Below are 15,070 nucleotides of genomic sequence, written 5' to 3'. Positions count from 1 at the left end.
GCTTCCCGTGCCCGCACCGGAAGGATCCGCCATGCGTCTGCGCTGCGCCCTGCTCGACGACTTCCAGGGGATCGCGACCGAGGTCGCCGACTGGTCGGTGCTCGCCGACGACGTCGAGGTGGTGTCCTTCCGTACCCACCTCGACGGCGAGGACGCCCTCGTCGAGGCGCTCGCCGGCTTCGACATCGTGGTCACCCTGCGCGAACGCGTCCCGTTCCCCGCGTCGGTCCTCGCCCGGCTGCCCCGTCTGAGGCTGCTCGTCGCCTCCGGCATGCGCAACACGGTCATCGACTACGCCGCCGCCGAGGCGCACGGCGTCACCGTGTGCGGTACGGCGAGTTCGTCCGCGCCGCCCGTCGAACTGACCTGGGCGCTGCTGCTGGGTCTGGCGCGGGGCCTCGTCGAGGAACACAAGGCGATCCGCGCGGGCGGCCCCTGGCAGTCCACCGTCGGCGCCGACCTGCACGGCCGCCGCCTGGGACTGCTGGGCCTCGGCAAGATCGGCAGCCGGGTCGCCACGATCGCCCTGGCCTTCGGCATGCGCGTCTCGGCGTGGAGCCAGAACCTCACCAAGGAGCGCGCGGACGAGTTCGGGGCCGACCTCGCCCCGTCCAAGGAGGACCTCCTCGCGAGCAGCGACTTCGTCTCCGTGCACCTCGCCCTGAGCGACCGCACCCGCGGCCTGCTCGGCCCCGCCGAACTCGCCCTGCTGAAGCCGACCGCCTACCTGGTCAACACCTCGCGGGCGGCCATCGTCGACCAGGACGCCCTGCTCGCGGCCCTGCACGAGGGCCGGATCGCCGGCGCCGGCATCGACGTCTTCGACGTCGAACCGCTCCCCGCCGGCCACCCGATGCGCACGGCCCCCCGCCTGCTCGCCACCCCGCACCTCGGCTATGTCTCCCGCGCCAACTACGAGACGTACTACGGCCACGCGGTCGAGGACATCACGGCGTATCTGGCGGGCGCGCCGGTACGCCGCCTGCCCTGACAGCGGACTTCAGGCCGCGCCGGGCTCGGCGGGCCGCCGGTAGATCCCGTCACTGCGGTCCAGGTGACCGAGGTCCACAAGATGGCGCCGGAGCGTCACATGGTCGGTCTCCCCGTCCTCGCACAGCGCCCGCAGCCGCTCGTCGACCTCCCGCTCGGGGTAGCCGACGCCGGGTTCGAAGACCAGCTCGGCGATGTGCTGGAGCACCAGCTTCTTCCGGGTCCACCGCGCCGGCAGCCGCAGCAGCCGCCCGTCCCGGACGAACGTGGCCACGGTCTTCGCGTCCTCCCCGGAGGAGTCCCCGGAACCCCCGGAACCCCCGGAACCCCCGGATCCCCCGGCGCCCGCAGAGCCCTCGGTGGACTCCGCGTCCGCCTCCTGTCCGCCGCGTCCGGCCGCCGCAGCCGCGCGGAACGTCTCGTACACGACCGCGAGCCGCCCGTCCTCGCCGTTCGCCACCACACCCTGCATCCACAGCCGGAGCAGGGCGGCGGCCGCGTCCCGCGCGGACAGTCCGGCCCGCTCGGCGACCTCCTCGGAGGTGCCGGCGCCGAGCGCCACGGCGGCGAAGGCGCGCGCCCGGCTCTCGTCCGCGAGGAGGGAGATCAGTCGGTCCGCGTCTGCTGAAGTCGCCATGGCCGCAGGCTAGCCGAGCCGTTCACCGCGGGCCGAGGGGTTTTCCGCGGCCCCGGACGGGCCGTCCGCTGTTCGGAAAGGGTGATCCGCGCGCTCCCGCCGTGACCAGCCCCCGTCCCCGGCGTTGAAGAGAAGTCCGGTGGCGTGTCCTGCCGCCGTACTCACCGAGTCAGTAAGGAGAACGTGATGTCTCGCATCGCGAAGGCCGCCGGGATCGCTCTCGGCGCGGGTGCCGTGGTCCTCGGCGGAACCGGCATGGCCGTGGCGGACGCGGGCGCCGAGGGCGCGGCCGCCCACTCGCCGGGTGTGCTGTCGGGCAACCTCGTCCAGGTTCCGGTGCACGTGCCGGTCAACGTGTGCGGGAACACGGTCGACGTCATCGGCCTGCTGAACCCGGCCTTCGGCAACACCTGCGCCAACGTCAGCGACGGCCACAAGGACGACGGCAAGCCCGGCGACCACCACGGCGGCTACGGCTACGGCGGCTGAACAGCCCGTACCCCGCCCAGTACGGCTCCCCGGCCGTACGGCACCAGAGAGCCCCGGCACCTCCGAGCGCCGGGGCTCTCCCCCTGTCCGCAACCGGCCGCGCGGCCCGCGAGCCGGCCGACCGCTCACCCGTAGCGGTAGATCCGCGCGTGGTCCTCCAGCTGGTCCGGCGTCAGGTCCCAGGGCGGCAGCGGTTCGTGCCGGGCGACGACCCGGCGGTACTGCGCGGTGCCCGGCGCGGGTGGCTTCGCCGGCTGGTAGCGGTGCTCGCGGTGGCGTTGCTGCCAGCGCGACCACAGCAGGTCGATGTAGGCGTGGTGCATCCAGAAGACCGGGTCGTTGACGGACGCGCCGCCGACCATGGCCCCGCCGACCCACCGGTGGACCCGGTTGTGGTTGCGCCAGGAGGGCGCGCCCCGCCCGGTCCCCCAGCCCTCCAGCTTGTTGCGGAAGCCGCGGGTGACGGTGGAGTCCCAGGGCGAGACGTCGTAGGCGGTGTCCTTCAGGGCCCACTCGACATCGCTTCTGGTGGGCAGTTCCAGCGGTTCCCTGACCCGGCCGAGGTCCCGGGTGAGGTACGCGCCGTCGGTGACGCCCTCCTTGAGGGTCCAGTTGCCCTCCCCGTACGCGAAGGGCCCGTCCATGACCCGCCGGTCGCCGGCCCGCCCGGTGCCGCCGAGCAGATCCCTCGTCCAGGGCGCGGACTTCGCGGTTCGGTCGCGCGTCCAGTCCCAGTACGGCACGGACACGGAGTCGTCGATCCGGCGCAGCGCGTCCTCCAGCTGCAACAGGAACTGGCGGTGCCAGGGCAGGAAGGAGGGCGCCATGTGGGCGGTGCGCAGTCCACCGTCGCCGTCGGCGACGTAGTACTCGATGTGGGTGCGGACGAACTCGTCGTACTCGCCGCGCCTCTTCAGCTCCAGCAGCGCCTTGACGAACCGCCGCTTCTCACCGGCCGTCAGGGTGCTGACGTCCTTACGCGTGTACGCCATGGTGTCCCCCCTGCGATGCGTGGCCGCTCTCGCGCAGCCGCTCCCCCGGGCCGAGTTCGTCGACGGCGGCCCGGACGGCTTCGAGGGGGGTGGGGTACGAGCGGTAGTGGTCGAGCATGCTCAGCCAGGTGCCGTCGGCCCGGCGCATCAGATGCAGCGCGCGGCCGTCCACGGTGACGTGCCAGTCACCGGCGCCGAGCGCACGGCCCGCGCTGGTGCGGACGCCGCGGATGCGGCGGCCCCGGTGGACCTCGTCGAAGGCGAGGTCCGGGGGCGGGTCGCCCGGCCGGGCGGGCCGGGACGCGGCCACGAGGGGCGCGATCACCAGGGCGCCGGCCGGGGCGAGCAGCGCCCGGAGCAGGTCGCGCCGGCTCCCGCGCGCCCGCCCCGGTCTGTGTCTTCTCGCCGGCCCCGGCTCCGCTCCGACCGGTACCCCGCCGACGCTGACGACCATGGTGTGCTCCTCGTCCGGTTGCTGTACGGCTGTGTCGGTACCGCTAACCGCACGAGGGGGCACACGGTCACCGTGGGGGCCGTGCGAAGGGGTCCGGGTGCTACAGACCCGGGCCCATCACGAGCTCCGCGCCCGGCACGGTCTGGAGCACCGGCGCGAGCACACCGACCTGGGGCAGCTTGGCGCCGGGCAGGCCGTAGTTGTCCGGGTTGGGCGGGGTGAGCGGGGCGTCGACGCTGAGGCCGGGGGCGAGGGTCCGCACGTCGGCGGCGGGCGCCTCGACGCCGACGTGGTCGAAGTCGTCGCCGAGGATGTGCGGCAGCGGGGCGCGCAGCCCGGCGCCGGGCAGTCCGGCGGTGACCGGGAGCTGCGGCAGGGTGCGCTCGGGGATCAGCCGGCCCTCGACGTACCGCGGGCCTTCGGGGGCGCCCGGCACCGGCAGCGGCACCTCGCCGCCGAGCTTCGGCAGCTCCATGTTCAGCGAGTTCTCCAGGCCGTTCAGCGGCACGGGTACGGGCACCGTCTCGACCGCGGCCGCGGGGGAGGCGGCGGCGCCCACCACGGCGGCCACGCCGGTGACGACGGCGGCAAGGGTTCCTCGGGTGCTCTGCTTCATGTCGGGTACGGTCCCTTTCCGGGTTCGGGGGCTCAACGTCCGTATCGCGTAACGATCCCGGCGTCACCACCAGCGCAAGAATCCCCCGGCTGCCGCAGTAGTGGGACGGGGGGATAGTCGGTTCGTCGGCCGAGCGCCGCTCAGCTTGTCCAGAAGTCCCACCAGCGGGTCAGGACCAGCATTCCGATCACGCCGAGGTGCAGCACGACGATCACCCAGGTGAACTCGGCGAACACCGCCCGCGCCCAGCCCGGCGCGGGCAGGAACCCGTGGTCCACGGCGAAGGCGGTGACGTACCAGAACATGAGGATCGTGGCGATCCACGCGAGGACGCACCACAGGCACAGCGCGTTGATCCGGTACAGCGACTCGAACTGGAGCCAGGACACGAACCCGACGCCGAAGAGACAGCCGGCGTCGAGGGTGAGCCAGTACCAGCCGGGGAACCGGGCGCCGGCGAGCAGGCTCACGCCGACGCAGACCACGGCGGCGTAGGTGACCAGGCCGAGCATCGGGTTGGGGAACCCGAAGGCCGCGGCCTGGTCGCTCTCCATGACGCTGCCGCAGGACACCACCGGGTTCAGGCTGCATCCGGGGGTGAAGTCCGGGTCCTCCAGGAGCTTGAACTTGTCCAGGGTGATGACCCAGGAGGCCAGCAGCCCGGCCGCCCCGGTCAGCACCAGCAGCAGGGCGAGTGCGCGGCCGGCGCCCGCGGCGCGCGTCACCGCGGACGCGGGCCGTCCCGCGGCCGTGGTCATCAGCTGCGCAGGCTGCGGGCCGGCAGGACGACGTGGGTGGCCGCGTTGAGGGTCTCCTCGGCGCCGGCGAACGCGGCGAGCGCCTCGGGTGCGACGGGCTTGCCCGGCTCGGCCTCGGGCCAGGGGCGGGTGGTGAACACGAAGTAGGCGAAGCCGCGTTCGCCGACCGCCGCGAGCCACTCCGGGGGCGGGGTGACCTGGGCGTTGAGGTGCGGCATGGTGACGACGGCCTGGCCGGCCTCGACGAGCATGCTCACCGCGAGGCTGGGCCGGGCGTGGCCGTCGACGAGGTCGCCGCCGACGGGCATGTCGTTGTCGGAGAGCAGCCGCTCGATGGCGGCGGTGGTGGCCTCGGGCCCGTCGGCCGCGTCGCCGAGGGAGTAGGCGAGCAGATAGGGCATGTCGCCGTCGGGGGCCTCGCCGCTCCAGGCCAGCACCACGAGCGTGCCGAGGTCCGCGGGGCGGAAGGGGCGGGTTTCGTTGGGGGTTGTGGTCACCGCGCGACCCTATCCACGCAGCCGAACGGGGCCCTCCGGTTGTCACCCGACCGGGCGATGGGCCGCCCCGGCTCCACACGAACGAGGGACGCCGGCCGCCCCGGGCTCGAACAGGCCCGTTCCGGCGGCCGGTTGGATATGCGGGCGAATGACGAAGGGCCGATTCCGGGGGAATGGAATCGGCCCTTTCGTGAATTGCGTGACTCCGTACGGCCGTCGTCCCGCGCCGCCGGCCTTTCGGAAAGGTCAGCTCTGGAGCGGAAGTCCGCCGAGCAGTCCGCCCTTGTTGAGGGTGGTGGTCGCGCCCTTCACGGTGTTGAGCACGGAGTCCTTGTTCTCGGTGTCGAGCGCGTCCGACTGGTGCTGCAACGGCATCGCGTCGGCGGGCGTCAGGCGACCGCTGGTGAGCGTGTTCACCGCGCCGGTGAGGCTGGTGGGCGTGAGGTCGGCGGTGTTGTGGGCGAACGCGGGCGCGGCGGCACCTGCGAGGACCACGGATCCGGCAACGACAGCGGCAGCCTTCAGGGACTTCATCGTGTTCCTTTCTTGGGCAACTCGGGTCACCACAGGGAATTCTGACACCGTGTCCAACGATCCCCGGCCGGTGCGGAAACTCCGTCCGGAGAAGTCATATGAGCCCGCCTGAATTACCGGACCGGATTCGTGTGCGCGGCGAGAGCGTGTTCCGGAAAACGCGGACGGTCGTCGTGCCGGCCACCAGGAAGGTCCTGGGGCCGGCACGACGACCGGGGTGGTGACTGCTTCGCCTCAGGCGCCGCCCCTGATCCCAGGACGGCACACGGGGGTCACGAGACGGGCAGGGCGGGCGGGGCGACGGGCAGGCTCGGCGCGCCCGCGGGCAGGGCCGGCAGTGCGGGCAGGCCGGCCAGGTCCGGGGCGGGCAGTCCGCCGCCGAGCAGCAGGGCGGCGACCAGGTTGACGAGGCCGGTGACGGTGGCGGTGGCCGCGGGCAGTACCGCGCCGACGTCGAGGGAGGTGGCGGCGGCGAGCAGGTCGGCGACGGCCTTCTGAAGGGCGGCGAGCGCGTCGTCGGTGACGTCGGCGGGCGCCTTGGCGTCGTCGGCGGCCCGGGTGAGGGCGGCGCCGAGGCCGGGCAGCGCGGGCAGGGCCGGCGCGGCCGGGAGGGCACCGACCGGCGGGACGGCCGGGGCGGCGGGCGCGGCGGGGGCGGCCGGGGCGGCGGCGGTGACCTGGGCGATGGCGTCCTTCACCGCGTCGCCGAGGTCGGTCGCCTGAGCCGGTGTGAGCTGGCCGTTGTCGGCGTTGAGCACCGTGGAGAGCAGCTGGGTGACCGGGGTGAGCACACCACCGAGGTCGCCCAGGGTCTTGGTCTGGGTGAGCAGCGCGTCCGCGCCGGGGACGGGCGCCTGGGACGCCGTATGGACGCGCGCGTCCGAGGAGTCGCGCTCCGCGGCCACCGCGGGTCCGGCGATCCCGAGGACGAGGGCGGCACAGAGTGCGGTGGACGCGATACGCCGTACGGGCAGACCACGCATGGGGGTTCCTTTCGATGGTGCGTCGAGCCTTGACTCTTGACTCCACCGTGTGAGCGATCGTCGCACTCTGCAACCGCCCGCCCCCATTCGGGGCAAAAGCGAACCGGCCGCCCTCCCCCGAGGGGGAGCACGGCCGGCTGCGAAGGCGCGTCGTGACCTCAGTCGTTGACGCAGGTGTTGCCGAACGCCGGGTTCAGCAGACCGATGACGTTCACGGTGTTGCCGCAGACGTTGACCGGAACGTGGACCGGGACCTGGACGACGTTGCCCGACAGCACGCCCGGCGAGTGGGCGGCCGCGCCCTGGGCGCCACTGTCGGCGGCGGCTACGCCGGCACCACCGGCGACAGCCGCGGCGGCAACGGAGGTCAGGACCAGGCCCTTCGCGATACGCGACATGGAGAGGTGCTCCTCTTGGGGTTGACACAAACATCCGGGCGGGATGCCCGGCGCTGTGTCAACGCACCACGCTCCCCCGGGTTGTGCGGCCAATGGAGTGATGTCACCAAAGAGGCCGCTTCACCGTTCCGACACACATGTCGGCTTTCGATGGATTAATACGGATAGCGGCTAGAGTTGCGGACCATCCGACGTACCCCTATAGCACGCAAATCGCATGAAAGGGCACTGCGGTCATGTCCCCCCTCCCTGGGTTTTCGGGTCCGCTGCTGCGTCGTGCGACGGTCGGCCTTCTCGCCCTCGCCGCGCTCTGGGTGCCGGGCGGCGCCCGCGCGGTCGTCCCGCCCGCCGCCGAGGCCGAGCGCCTCACCTTCGCCGAACGCCACCGCGCCGTACAGCACGGCGGTTTCGTCCGGGCGGCCAACACCTCCATCAGCTGCCGCACGTCCGGCGCACCCGCGGCGTCGGCCCCCTGTCTGGGCGCCCGCGACGGCCGGGCCGCCGCCAACGGCGACTTCGACATGTTCTACGTCGACGTCGACACCGACCCCAACACCTACAACTCCTCCCGCGCCGAGGTCCGCCTCCCCGCCGGCGGCCGGGTGACGTACGCGCGGCTGTACTGGGGCGGCAATCTGCGCGTCGGCGAGCAGAAGCCGGCGAAGGACAACGGGCGGGTGCTGGTCGCGGAACCCGGCGGCGCCTACAAGGAGGTGCTCGCCGACAGCGTCGTGGGGCACCGGGTGGCGCACGGGGCCGACGCGTTCCAGGCCTCGGCGGACGTCACCCGGCTGGTGCGCGAGAGCGGCGCGGGGCTGTACACGGTGGCTCAGGTCAATGTGGCGATGGGCCGTTCGGCGGCCGGGGCGTGGGGCGGCTGGACGCTGGTCGTGGCCTACGAGAACGCGGCCGAGCCGCTGCGCCGGCTGGCCCTGTGGGACGGCTTCGAGGCGCTCGACCGGGCCGGGCACGAGATCCGGATCCGGGGGCTGCGCGTCCCGGCGGGCGCGACCGGGAAAGCGGGGCTCGTGGCCTACAACGGCGACCGGGGCCGGGCCGGTGACTCGCTCTCCGTCTCCGCCGACCGGCGGGCGCCGAGCCATCTCTCCGACGGGGCCAACCCGCGTGACGACGTCCTGAATTCCACCGTCACCGGCGCGACGGGTGCGCGCCTTCCGGCGTACGCGCAGACCCTCGGTTACGACTCCGACGTGTTCGAACTCGGCGCGGCGCTGCGGCGGGGTGGTGACCAGCTGGCCTTCCGGCTCGTTTCCCAGCAGGACGCGGCATGGGCCGGCGTGCTCTTCGTCGCCGTCGACGCCTGAGGCGCGTTCCCGCCCGTACCCAGCGCCACCCGTGAGCGAGGAAACCGCGCAATGCACCAGTCAGCACCCGACCGACGGCCGCGCGTCCTGCACCTGACGCAGCCCGTGGACGGCGGCGTAGCCCGCGTCGTGACAGATCTGACGCGGGCTCAGCTGACCGCCGGATTCCAGGTCACGGTCGGCTGCCCGGAAGGGGCGCTCGCGGCTCAACTGGGGGCGCTCGGCGCGGGCTTACGCCCCTGGCGCGCCGCGCGTGCGCCGGGGCCCGCGCTCCCGCGTGAGGTGCGCGCCGTCGCTCATTTGATCGAAAGTGTTCGGCCGGACGTGGTACACGCCCACAGCGCCAAGGCGGGGCTCGCCGCAAGGCTGGCCGTACGCGGCCGGATCCCCACCGTGTTCCAGCCGCACGCCTGGTCCTTCGAGGCCGTCGGCGGCGCCACCGCCGCGCTGGCGCTGCGCTGGGAGCGGTACGCGGCCCGCTGGGCACACCGCACGGTGTGCGTGAGCGAGGCCGAGCGCGAGACCGGCGTCGCGGCCGGGATCGCCGGCCAGTGGGCGGTCGTCCCCAACGGCGTCGACACCGGCCGCTTCCACCCCGCCGCCGTCGACACCGTACGGTCCGCGCTGCTGCCCCTCGACGACCCGCGCGCCCCGCTGGTGGTGTGCGTGGGGCGGCTGTGCCGGCAGAAGGGGCAGGACGTCCTGCTGGACGCCTGGGCCGCCGTACGGGAGGAAGTGCCCGGAGCGCGGCTGGTGCTGGTCGGCGACGGGCCCGACCGGCCGCGGCTGCGCGCCCCGGAGTCGGTGCTGTTCGCGGGGGCCGTCGCCGATGCCGCGCCCTGGTACCAGGCCGCCGACCTGGTCGTCCTGCCGTCGCGCTGGGAGGGCATGGCGCTAGCGCCGCTGGAGGCGATGGCGTGCGGGCGGCCCGTGGTGGTGACGGACGTCGACGGCGCCCGGGAGAGCCTGCCGCCCGGCCTCGCCCCGCACTGTCTGGTACCGCCGGAGGATCCGGCCGCGCTCGCCCGTGCCGTCGCCGCGCTGCTGCGCGACCCGCTGCTGCGCGAGGGCCTCGGCGCCCGCGGCCGCCGGCACGTTCTCTCCGCGCACGACGTGCGCCACATGACCGAGACGGTCGCCCGGGTGTACGGCGAACTCCTCGGCACCGGTGAGGCGGAGCGTGTCGCTCCCCCCGAGTACAGGGAGTCCATCCACTCGTGACCGCCGAAAGCACTGCCGAAAGTCCTGTCCCCTCCCCGGGCGCACAGCCCCGGGAGCACGGCTTCCCCCATGGCTCGGTCCTGTCGCCGCACCGCAGGGACGGCGGGTTCCGGATGCCGGCCCGGCGTCCCCCGGCCCGCCCGCTCGCCCCGGTGCCGCTGCTGCTCACGGACGGCGCCGCCGCCCTGCTGGGCGCGCTCGCGCTCGTCGGCCACCGGCCGATCCTGCCCGCGCTGGTGGTCGCCGCGTCGATGCTGCTGCGCCCGCACCGGCCACCCCGGCGGCTCCAGGGCGTCCTCGACGAACTGCCCCTCGTCTGCGGCCGGATCGCCGCCGCCTGGCTCGGCATCGCCGCCGCCGTCGCCGCCTACGCCCCGCACCACGCGCTGTCCGTCCGCACCCTGGCCCTCGGTCTCGCCGTGCAGTCGGCCGCGGCGTGCACCGGGCGCGCCCTGGTGCACTGGCGGCGCCGCACACTGCTGCGCAGACGGCCGCGGGCCGCGCTCGTCGTCGGCCCCGCCCCGACCGCCCAGCGGGTCGCCGCCGCGGTCCTGCGCCACCCGGCATGCGGGGTGCACCCGGTCGGCATCGTCTCCGAACTCCCCGACAGCGCCGAGGGGTTGCCGGTGCTGACCACCGGCGAGGAGGTGCAGCGGGCCCTGATCCAGAACGGCGTACGGGACATCCTCACCGTCGATCCGGCGGTACGCACCGGACAGGCGCCGCTGCTGCGGGCGCTCGCCGAGTCGGGGTGCGCCCTGTGGGAGCTGGACGCCGACTCGCCGTCGTACGAGGCGCGCGAGCAGCTCGCCGGGTTCTCCTGCCGGCGCCTGGAGCTCGGCTCGGGGCGGCGCGGCAGCCTCGGCAAACGGGCCCTCGACATCACCGTGTCCGGGACCGCGCTGCTCCTGGTCAGCCCGCTGCTGCTGCTGTGCGCCGTGGTGCTGCGGCTCAGCGAGGGCCCCGGTGTGGTGTTCCGGCAGGAGCGCATCGGCAAGGACGGCCGCCCCTTCACCCTGCTGAAGCTGCGCACCCACCGCCCGGTCGACGAGCACGAGTCGGCGACCCGGTGGAGCGTGGCGAACGAGCACGGCATGCCGTGGTTCTGCCGGGTGCTGCGCCGCTCCTCGCTCGACGAGCTGCTCCAGCTGTGGAACGTGGTCAGGGGCGACATGAGCCTCGTCGGCCCCCGCCCCGAACGCCCCTATTTCGTCGCCCAGTTCAGCCAGACCTACCCCGGCTACGCGGCCCGGCACCGGATGCAGACCGGCATCACGGGACTGGCCCAGATCCACGGGCTGCGCGGCGACACCTCGATCGAGGACCGGGCCCGCTTCGACAACGCGTACATCGACAACTGGTCCCTCTGGCAGGACGTCTGCATCCTGCTGCGCACGGCCGCCGCGCTCGTGAAGCCGACGGGGAGCTGACCGGATGACTCTCGCCCTCCCGCTGCCGGGACGCCGGCCGGTCTCGCCGGTGTGGCCGGTGGTGGCCGTCGTCGCCCTGCTCGGGCTGCCGGTCGCGGCCGGGGCCGGGGGCGGCGCCGGCCCGGCCGACGCGGTCTCCGCGCTCGTGGTCGGATTCTGCGCGGTCCGGCTGCTGCGGCAGCGCCGGCGCCCGCTGTCCCGCAGGGCCGCCCTCGTCCTCGGACTGCCGGTCGTCGGGCTCGCGGTGGCCGCGGTCGGCGCGTCCTCGGCGGGCGCGGGCCTGACCGGGTTCGGCCGCTATCTCCAGGTGTTCGTGCTGGTCCCGGCGGCGGTCGCGCTGCTGATCCGGGACCGGTCCGACTTCCGGCTGCTGGCCTGGGCGTTCGTCGCGCTCGCCGGGTGGGAGGGCGCGGTCGGCGTCCACCAGTACGTCACCGGCACCGGCGCCTCCTACCAGGGGCGGCTGATCCGGGCCGTCGGCACCTTCGGTGCGCAGGACGTCATGGGAATGGCGACCGTGGTGTCCTTCGGTCTGGTCTGCGCGGTCGGCCTCGCGCTGGGCCGCGGCCCGGTGCGGCAGCGGGCCCTCGCCGCCGGCTGCGCGCTCGTACTGCTGCTGCCGCTCGCGCTGTCCTTCAGCCGGGGCGCCTGGATCGCCACGGCCGTGGCCTGCACGGTCCAGCTGGTGCTCTCCGGGCTGCGCCGGGCGCTGAACGTGGGCGCCGTGCTCCTCGCGGCCGGGGTCGTCCTGGTCGGCGGCCTCGGGGTCGGCTCGACGATGCTCCAGGAGCGGATCAGCAGCATCACGCAGGTCACGGACGCGCCGGACCAGTCGGTCACCGACCGATACACGATGTGGGCGGCGGCGGCCGGCATGTGGCGCGAACAGCCCGTGACCGGCGTCGGGCTGAAGGGCTTCCCCGAACACCGCGACGCGCACGCCTCCCTCGCGCTGTCCGCCGCCAGCGACACCGACGGCGCCGGCGCGTCCTTCACCCGCCAGCCGCTGCTCTCCCCGCACAACATGTACCTCCTGGTCCTCAGCGAGCAGGGTCTGGTCGGACTGGTCGCCCTCGCGGGCTGCTGGCTGGCGCTGCTGGTGTGCGCGCTGCGCGGGCTGGTGCTCGCCCGGCGGCGGGGGCGCGGCCAGGACTGCGCGCTCGTCGCGTGCGGCCTGCTGGTCTGGCAGCTCACGGACTTCGTGTACGCCGACATCGGCGGCCCCTCGACGGTCCTGACCGCCGTGTGCCTGGGCCTCGCGGCGTGGTGGGGGCTGGTGGGCGGCGAGGAGTCCGCCCGGCCCGGGGAGGCCGGGGCACGATGACGGTGACGCCTCCGGACGCACCCCGGGTACCCCCGGAGGAACAGGTCGGGGACCTGGCCGAGGGGGAGCAGCCGGCCGTACCCGCCGCCCGCACCCCGCCCGCCGAACTCCCGAAGGAACCCCGCAACTTCCTCGCCAGGGCGGCCCTGCTCACCGCCGCGTTCTCCGTGGCCGGCGCGGTGCTCGGGCTGGTCCGGGACCAGGCGCTGGCCCGGCTGTTCGGGGCCGGGGCGGAGACGGACGCGTTCCTGGTCGCGTGGACCGTGCCGGAGTTCGCGTCGACGCTGCTGATCGAGGACGGGCTGGCGTTCGCGCTGATCCCGGCGTTCAGTCTGGCGCTGGCCCGGCGGGCGCGGGGCGCGGCCGGCGATCCGGTGCGGGCGCTCGTCGCGCGGACGCTGCCGCGGCTGACGCTGGTGCTGGCCGGTGTGGCCGCCGTGGTCGTGGCCGCGGCCCCGTATCTGGTGGCGGCCCTCGCGCCCGGCCTGGACGACCCCGCGCTCGCCGTGGACTGCACCCGGCTCGCCGCGGTCTGTGTGATCGGGTTCGGGCTGGCCGGGTATTGCAGCGCGGCGCTGCGGGCGCACCGACGCTATCTGGCACCGGCGGCGATCTACGTCGCCTACAACACCGGCATCATCACCGCGATGTTCGTGCTCGGCGGGCACTGGGGTGTGCGGTCGGCGGCGATCGGCGTCGCGGTGGGCAGCCTGCTGATGGTGGCCGTGCAGGTGCCGTCACTGGTACGGCAGTTGCGCGGGCGGAGGCCGGCCGGGCCGCCCGCCGGGGCCGCCGAGCCCGAGCCCGCCGTCGGGCTGGCGCTGGTGGCGACGATCCTGCTGTTCGCGCTGTGCCGCCAGTCGCAGGTGCTCATCGAGCGGTTCCTCGCCTCGCATCTGCCGTCCGGCGCGATCTCGCACCTGAACTACGCGCAGAAGGTCGCGCAGATCCCCATGACGCTGTCGCTGATGCTGGTCACGGTCACCTTCCCGGTGGTCGCGCGGGCGCTGGCCGACGGCGACACCGAGCGGGCCCGCTCGCGGGTGGAGCGGGATCTGGCGCTGGCGACCTGCATGGTCCTGTTCGGCGGCGCCGCGGTCGTCGCGTGCGCCCCGCAGATCGTCGAACTGCTCTTCCAGCGCGGCGCGTTCACCGCCGCCGACACCGCGGTCACCGCCTCCGTGATGCGGGTGTACGCGCTCGGGCTGCTCGCCCAGACCCTCGTCGGCGCGCTGATCCGCTCCTACTTCTCCTCGGGCCGCCCCACCTGGTACCCGCTGGGCGCGATGGCCCTCGGCATCGTCGCGACCGCCTGGATCGGCGCCTGGGCGGTGGGCCCGTGGGGCGTGTCCGGCATCGCCGCCGCCAACGCGGCCGGCATCACCGTCACCGCCGTACTGCTGCTGGCCGGCACCCGTTCCCGCGGGGTCGTGCCGATCCGCCGGCGGGCGGTGCTCGCCGAGCTGAGCCGGCCGGTGCGCGCGGCGCTGGTGGCGACGGCGGCCGGGGCGTTCGCGGCGAGCCTGCCCGGGTCACCGCTGCTCGGCCTGCTGGCCGGCGCGGTGGTCGTCACCGTCGTCTTCGTCCTGATCGGTGCGGCCCTGGGCGCCCAGGGCTGCGCACCCGCAGTGAGTTCCGTACGTTCCGCGACCCGAAGGCTTCGACATGCGCTCTCCCGTTGACTCCGGCACGCGTACCGTGCCGCGCCCCGGCCCGCTGCCCTGGGTGGCGATGTACCACTCCGTGGGCGACTGCTCCGACGACCCGTACCGCATCACCGTGACCCCCGACCGGCTGGAGCGGCAGTTCGCGTGGCTGCGGCGGCGCGGGCTGCGCGGGGTGTCCATGGCCGAGCTGCTCGCCGCGCGGTCCCGGGGCGGCGGCCGGGACCTGGTCGGGCTGACCTTCGACGACGGGTACGCCGACTTCCTCGACCACGCCCTGCCGGTGCTGCGCCGGTCCGGCTTCGGCGCCACGCTGTTCGTACTGCCGGGCCGGCTCGGCGGCGACAACGCCTGGGACCCGCTGGGACCGCGCAAGCCGCTGCTGACGGCGGACGGCATCCGGCACGCGGCCGACGCGGGCGTCGAGATCGGCTCGCACGGCCTGACCCACCTCGACCTCACCCGGGTCGACGACCTCACCCTCAAGGCCGAGGTCGCGGAGAGCGGGGCGCTGCTCTCGGAGCTGACCGGCACCCAGGTCGCCGGGTTCTGCTACCCGTACGGCACGATCGACGCCCGCGTGGTCGACGCCGTCCGCGAGGCCGGCTACGCCTACGGCTGTGCCATCGACCCCGGCGCGCTCACCGGCCCGCACGCCCTGCCCCGCGCCCACGTGGGGCAGAACGACAACGCCGTACGCCTGTTCCTCAAGTACCGGCTGCACGGGCTGCGCCGGCGTCCGGTGGCGGGGGCCTGAG

At 74.3% G+C, this 15,070-nt stretch carries 17 protein-coding genes; 8 read left to right on the top strand and 9 right to left on the bottom strand.

The features are described from left to right. Positions 1-31 precede the first annotated feature (31 nt). Entirely contained in the window at positions 32-991 is a 960-nt protein-coding gene (locus ACIQAC_RS25385) for a D-2-hydroxyacid dehydrogenase family protein (protein ID WP_402194392.1), read from the top strand. Positions 992-1,000: 9 nt separating this feature from the next. On the opposite strand, the gene ACIQAC_RS25380 is transcribed toward ACIQAC_RS25385, so the two are convergent. Then, a complete protein-coding gene (locus tag ACIQAC_RS25380; protein WP_402194390.1) occupies positions 1,001-1,627 on the bottom strand; it encodes a DUF2087 domain-containing protein in 627 nt (208 codons plus the stop codon). A 186-nt stretch (positions 1,628-1,813) separates the two neighbouring features. Here ACIQAC_RS25380 and ACIQAC_RS25375 point away from each other — a divergent pair, with 186 nt between their 5' ends. Beyond that, positions 1,814-2,116 (top strand): chaplin, encoded by a 303-nt coding sequence (locus tag ACIQAC_RS25375; RefSeq protein WP_402194388.1) that lies wholly within the window; start codon positions 1,814-1,816, stop codon positions 2,114-2,116. 125 nt (positions 2,117-2,241) lie between these two features. On the opposite strand, the gene ACIQAC_RS25370 is transcribed toward ACIQAC_RS25375, so the two are convergent. The 8 genes from ACIQAC_RS25370 to chpG all read right to left on the bottom strand — a co-directional run bounded on the left by ACIQAC_RS25370 (position 2,242) and on the right by chpG (position 7,348). Continuing rightward, positions 2,242-3,108: a tyrosinase family protein gene (locus ACIQAC_RS25370; RefSeq protein ID WP_402194387.1), complete on the bottom strand. Its 867-nt coding sequence runs from the start codon at positions 3,106-3,108 to the stop codon at positions 2,242-2,244. Next, positions 3,092-3,562 carry a tyrosinase family oxidase copper chaperone gene (locus tag ACIQAC_RS25365; protein WP_402194386.1) on the bottom strand — a complete coding sequence of 157 codons (471 nt, stop codon included), beginning with the start codon at positions 3,560-3,562 and terminating at the stop codon, positions 3,092-3,094. Before ACIQAC_RS25365 ends, ACIQAC_RS25370 begins: the two co-directional genes overlap by 17 nt. Positions 3,563-3,662: 100 nt before the next feature. Further along, positions 3,663-4,178: a hypothetical protein gene (locus ACIQAC_RS25360; protein ID WP_402194384.1), complete on the bottom strand. Its 516-nt coding sequence runs from the start codon at positions 4,176-4,178 to the stop codon at positions 3,663-3,665. 140 nt (positions 4,179-4,318) lie between these two features. Next, positions 4,319-4,936 carry a vitamin K epoxide reductase family protein gene (locus ACIQAC_RS25355; RefSeq protein ID WP_402194383.1) on the bottom strand — a complete coding sequence of 206 codons (618 nt, stop codon included), beginning with the start codon at positions 4,934-4,936 and terminating at the stop codon, positions 4,319-4,321. Continuing rightward, complete coding sequence (locus ACIQAC_RS25350) at positions 4,936-5,433, bottom strand: DUF5949 family protein (RefSeq protein WP_402194381.1); 498 nt, start codon at positions 5,431-5,433, stop codon at positions 4,936-4,938. Before ACIQAC_RS25350 ends, ACIQAC_RS25355 begins: the two co-directional genes overlap by 1 nt. Before the next feature lie 246 nt (positions 5,434-5,679). After that, on the bottom strand, positions 5,680-5,967 hold the full coding sequence (locus ACIQAC_RS25345; protein WP_402194379.1) for a hypothetical protein: 288 nt from the start codon (positions 5,965-5,967) through the stop codon (positions 5,680-5,682). Between the two features lie 272 nt (positions 5,968-6,239). Next, positions 6,240-6,950 (bottom strand): hypothetical protein, encoded by a 711-nt coding sequence (locus tag ACIQAC_RS25340; RefSeq protein WP_402194378.1) that lies wholly within the window; start codon positions 6,948-6,950, stop codon positions 6,240-6,242. Between the two features lie 158 nt (positions 6,951-7,108). Then, positions 7,109-7,348, bottom strand: a complete 240-nt coding sequence (gene chpG, locus ACIQAC_RS25335; protein ID WP_402194377.1) for a chaplin ChpG — start codon at positions 7,346-7,348, stop codon at positions 7,109-7,111. Positions 7,349-7,584: 236 nt separating this feature from the next. Between chpG and ACIQAC_RS25330 the strand changes: the two genes are divergently transcribed. The 6 genes from ACIQAC_RS25330 to ACIQAC_RS25305 are packed head-to-tail and all read left to right on the top strand — an operon-like array spanning position 7,585 to position 15,069. Continuing rightward, positions 7,585-8,673, top strand: a complete 1,089-nt coding sequence (locus ACIQAC_RS25330) for a DUF3344 domain-containing protein (protein WP_402194375.1) — start codon at positions 7,585-7,587, stop codon at positions 8,671-8,673. A gap of 51 nt (positions 8,674-8,724) precedes the next feature. Then, the gene (locus tag ACIQAC_RS25325; RefSeq protein ID WP_402194374.1) at positions 8,725-9,894 is read left to right on the top strand and encodes a glycosyltransferase; all 1,170 of its coding nucleotides are present in this window, start codon (positions 8,725-8,727) and stop codon (positions 9,892-9,894) included. Further along, a complete protein-coding gene (locus tag ACIQAC_RS25320) occupies positions 9,891-11,324 on the top strand; it encodes an exopolysaccharide biosynthesis polyprenyl glycosylphosphotransferase (protein ID WP_402194372.1) in 1,434 nt (477 codons plus the stop codon). Before ACIQAC_RS25325 ends, ACIQAC_RS25320 begins: the two co-directional genes overlap by 4 nt. 4 nt (positions 11,325-11,328) lie before the next feature. Then, on the top strand, positions 11,329-12,648 hold the full coding sequence (locus tag ACIQAC_RS25315; protein ID WP_402194370.1) for an O-antigen ligase family protein: 1,320 nt from the start codon (positions 11,329-11,331) through the stop codon (positions 12,646-12,648). Further along, positions 12,645-14,330 (top strand): lipid II flippase MurJ, encoded by a 1,686-nt coding sequence (locus ACIQAC_RS25310; protein ID WP_402194368.1) that lies wholly within the window; start codon positions 12,645-12,647, stop codon positions 14,328-14,330. The genes ACIQAC_RS25315 and ACIQAC_RS25310 overlap by 4 nt, the downstream gene beginning before the upstream one ends. Then, positions 14,314-15,069, top strand: a complete 756-nt coding sequence (locus ACIQAC_RS25305) for a polysaccharide deacetylase family protein (protein ID WP_402194367.1) — start codon at positions 14,314-14,316, stop codon at positions 15,067-15,069. Before ACIQAC_RS25310 ends, ACIQAC_RS25305 begins: the two co-directional genes overlap by 17 nt. Position 15,070 lies beyond the last annotated feature (1 nt).

The organism is Streptomyces sp. NPDC088387 (genome assembly GCF_044753385.1).
In the GTDB taxonomy this organism is placed as follows: domain Bacteria; phylum Actinomycetota; class Actinomycetes; order Streptomycetales; family Streptomycetaceae; genus Streptomyces.
This window is presented reverse-complemented; position numbering and strand designations above follow the sequence as displayed.

What these genes read in the sequence shown, in the direction of transcription:
- ACIQAC_RS25340 (WP_402194378.1), bottom strand. Translation starts at nt 6,950, where the DNA reads ATGCGTGGTCTGCCCGTACGGCGTATCGCGTCCACCGCACTCTGTGCC.
- ACIQAC_RS25325 (WP_402194374.1), top strand. Translation starts at nt 8,725, where the DNA reads ATGCACCAGTCAGCACCCGACCGACGGCCGCGCGTCCTGCACCTGACG.
- ACIQAC_RS25315 (WP_402194370.1), top strand. Translation starts at nt 11,329, where the DNA reads ATGACTCTCGCCCTCCCGCTGCCGGGACGCCGGCCGGTCTCGCCGGTG.
- ACIQAC_RS25385 (WP_402194392.1), top strand. Translation starts at nt 32, where the DNA reads ATGCGTCTGCGCTGCGCCCTGCTCGACGACTTCCAGGGGATCGCGACC.
- ACIQAC_RS25305 (WP_402194367.1), top strand. Translation starts at nt 14,314, where the DNA reads ATGCGCTCTCCCGTTGACTCCGGCACGCGTACCGTGCCGCGCCCCGGC.
- ACIQAC_RS25380 (WP_402194390.1), bottom strand. Translation starts at nt 1,627, where the DNA reads ATGGCGACTTCAGCAGACGCGGACCGACTGATCTCCCTCCTCGCGGAC.
- ACIQAC_RS25355 (WP_402194383.1), bottom strand. Translation starts at nt 4,936, where the DNA reads ATGACCACGGCCGCGGGACGGCCCGCGTCCGCGGTGACGCGCGCCGCG.
- ACIQAC_RS25345 (WP_402194379.1), bottom strand. Translation starts at nt 5,967, where the DNA reads ATGAAGTCCCTGAAGGCTGCCGCTGTCGTTGCCGGATCCGTGGTCCTC.
- ACIQAC_RS25365 (WP_402194386.1), bottom strand. Translation starts at nt 3,562, where the DNA reads ATGGTCGTCAGCGTCGGCGGGGTACCGGTCGGAGCGGAGCCGGGGCCG.
- chpG (WP_402194377.1), bottom strand. Translation starts at nt 7,348, where the DNA reads ATGTCGCGTATCGCGAAGGGCCTGGTCCTGACCTCCGTTGCCGCCGCG.
- ACIQAC_RS25375 (WP_402194388.1), top strand. Translation starts at nt 1,814, where the DNA reads ATGTCTCGCATCGCGAAGGCCGCCGGGATCGCTCTCGGCGCGGGTGCC.
- ACIQAC_RS25370 (WP_402194387.1), bottom strand. Translation starts at nt 3,108, where the DNA reads ATGGCGTACACGCGTAAGGACGTCAGCACCCTGACGGCCGGTGAGAAG.
- ACIQAC_RS25330 (WP_402194375.1), top strand. Translation starts at nt 7,585, where the DNA reads ATGTCCCCCCTCCCTGGGTTTTCGGGTCCGCTGCTGCGTCGTGCGACG.
- ACIQAC_RS25360 (WP_402194384.1), bottom strand. Translation starts at nt 4,178, where the DNA reads ATGAAGCAGAGCACCCGAGGAACCCTTGCCGCCGTCGTCACCGGCGTG.
- ACIQAC_RS25310 (WP_402194368.1), top strand. Translation starts at nt 12,645, where the DNA reads ATGACGGTGACGCCTCCGGACGCACCCCGGGTACCCCCGGAGGAACAG.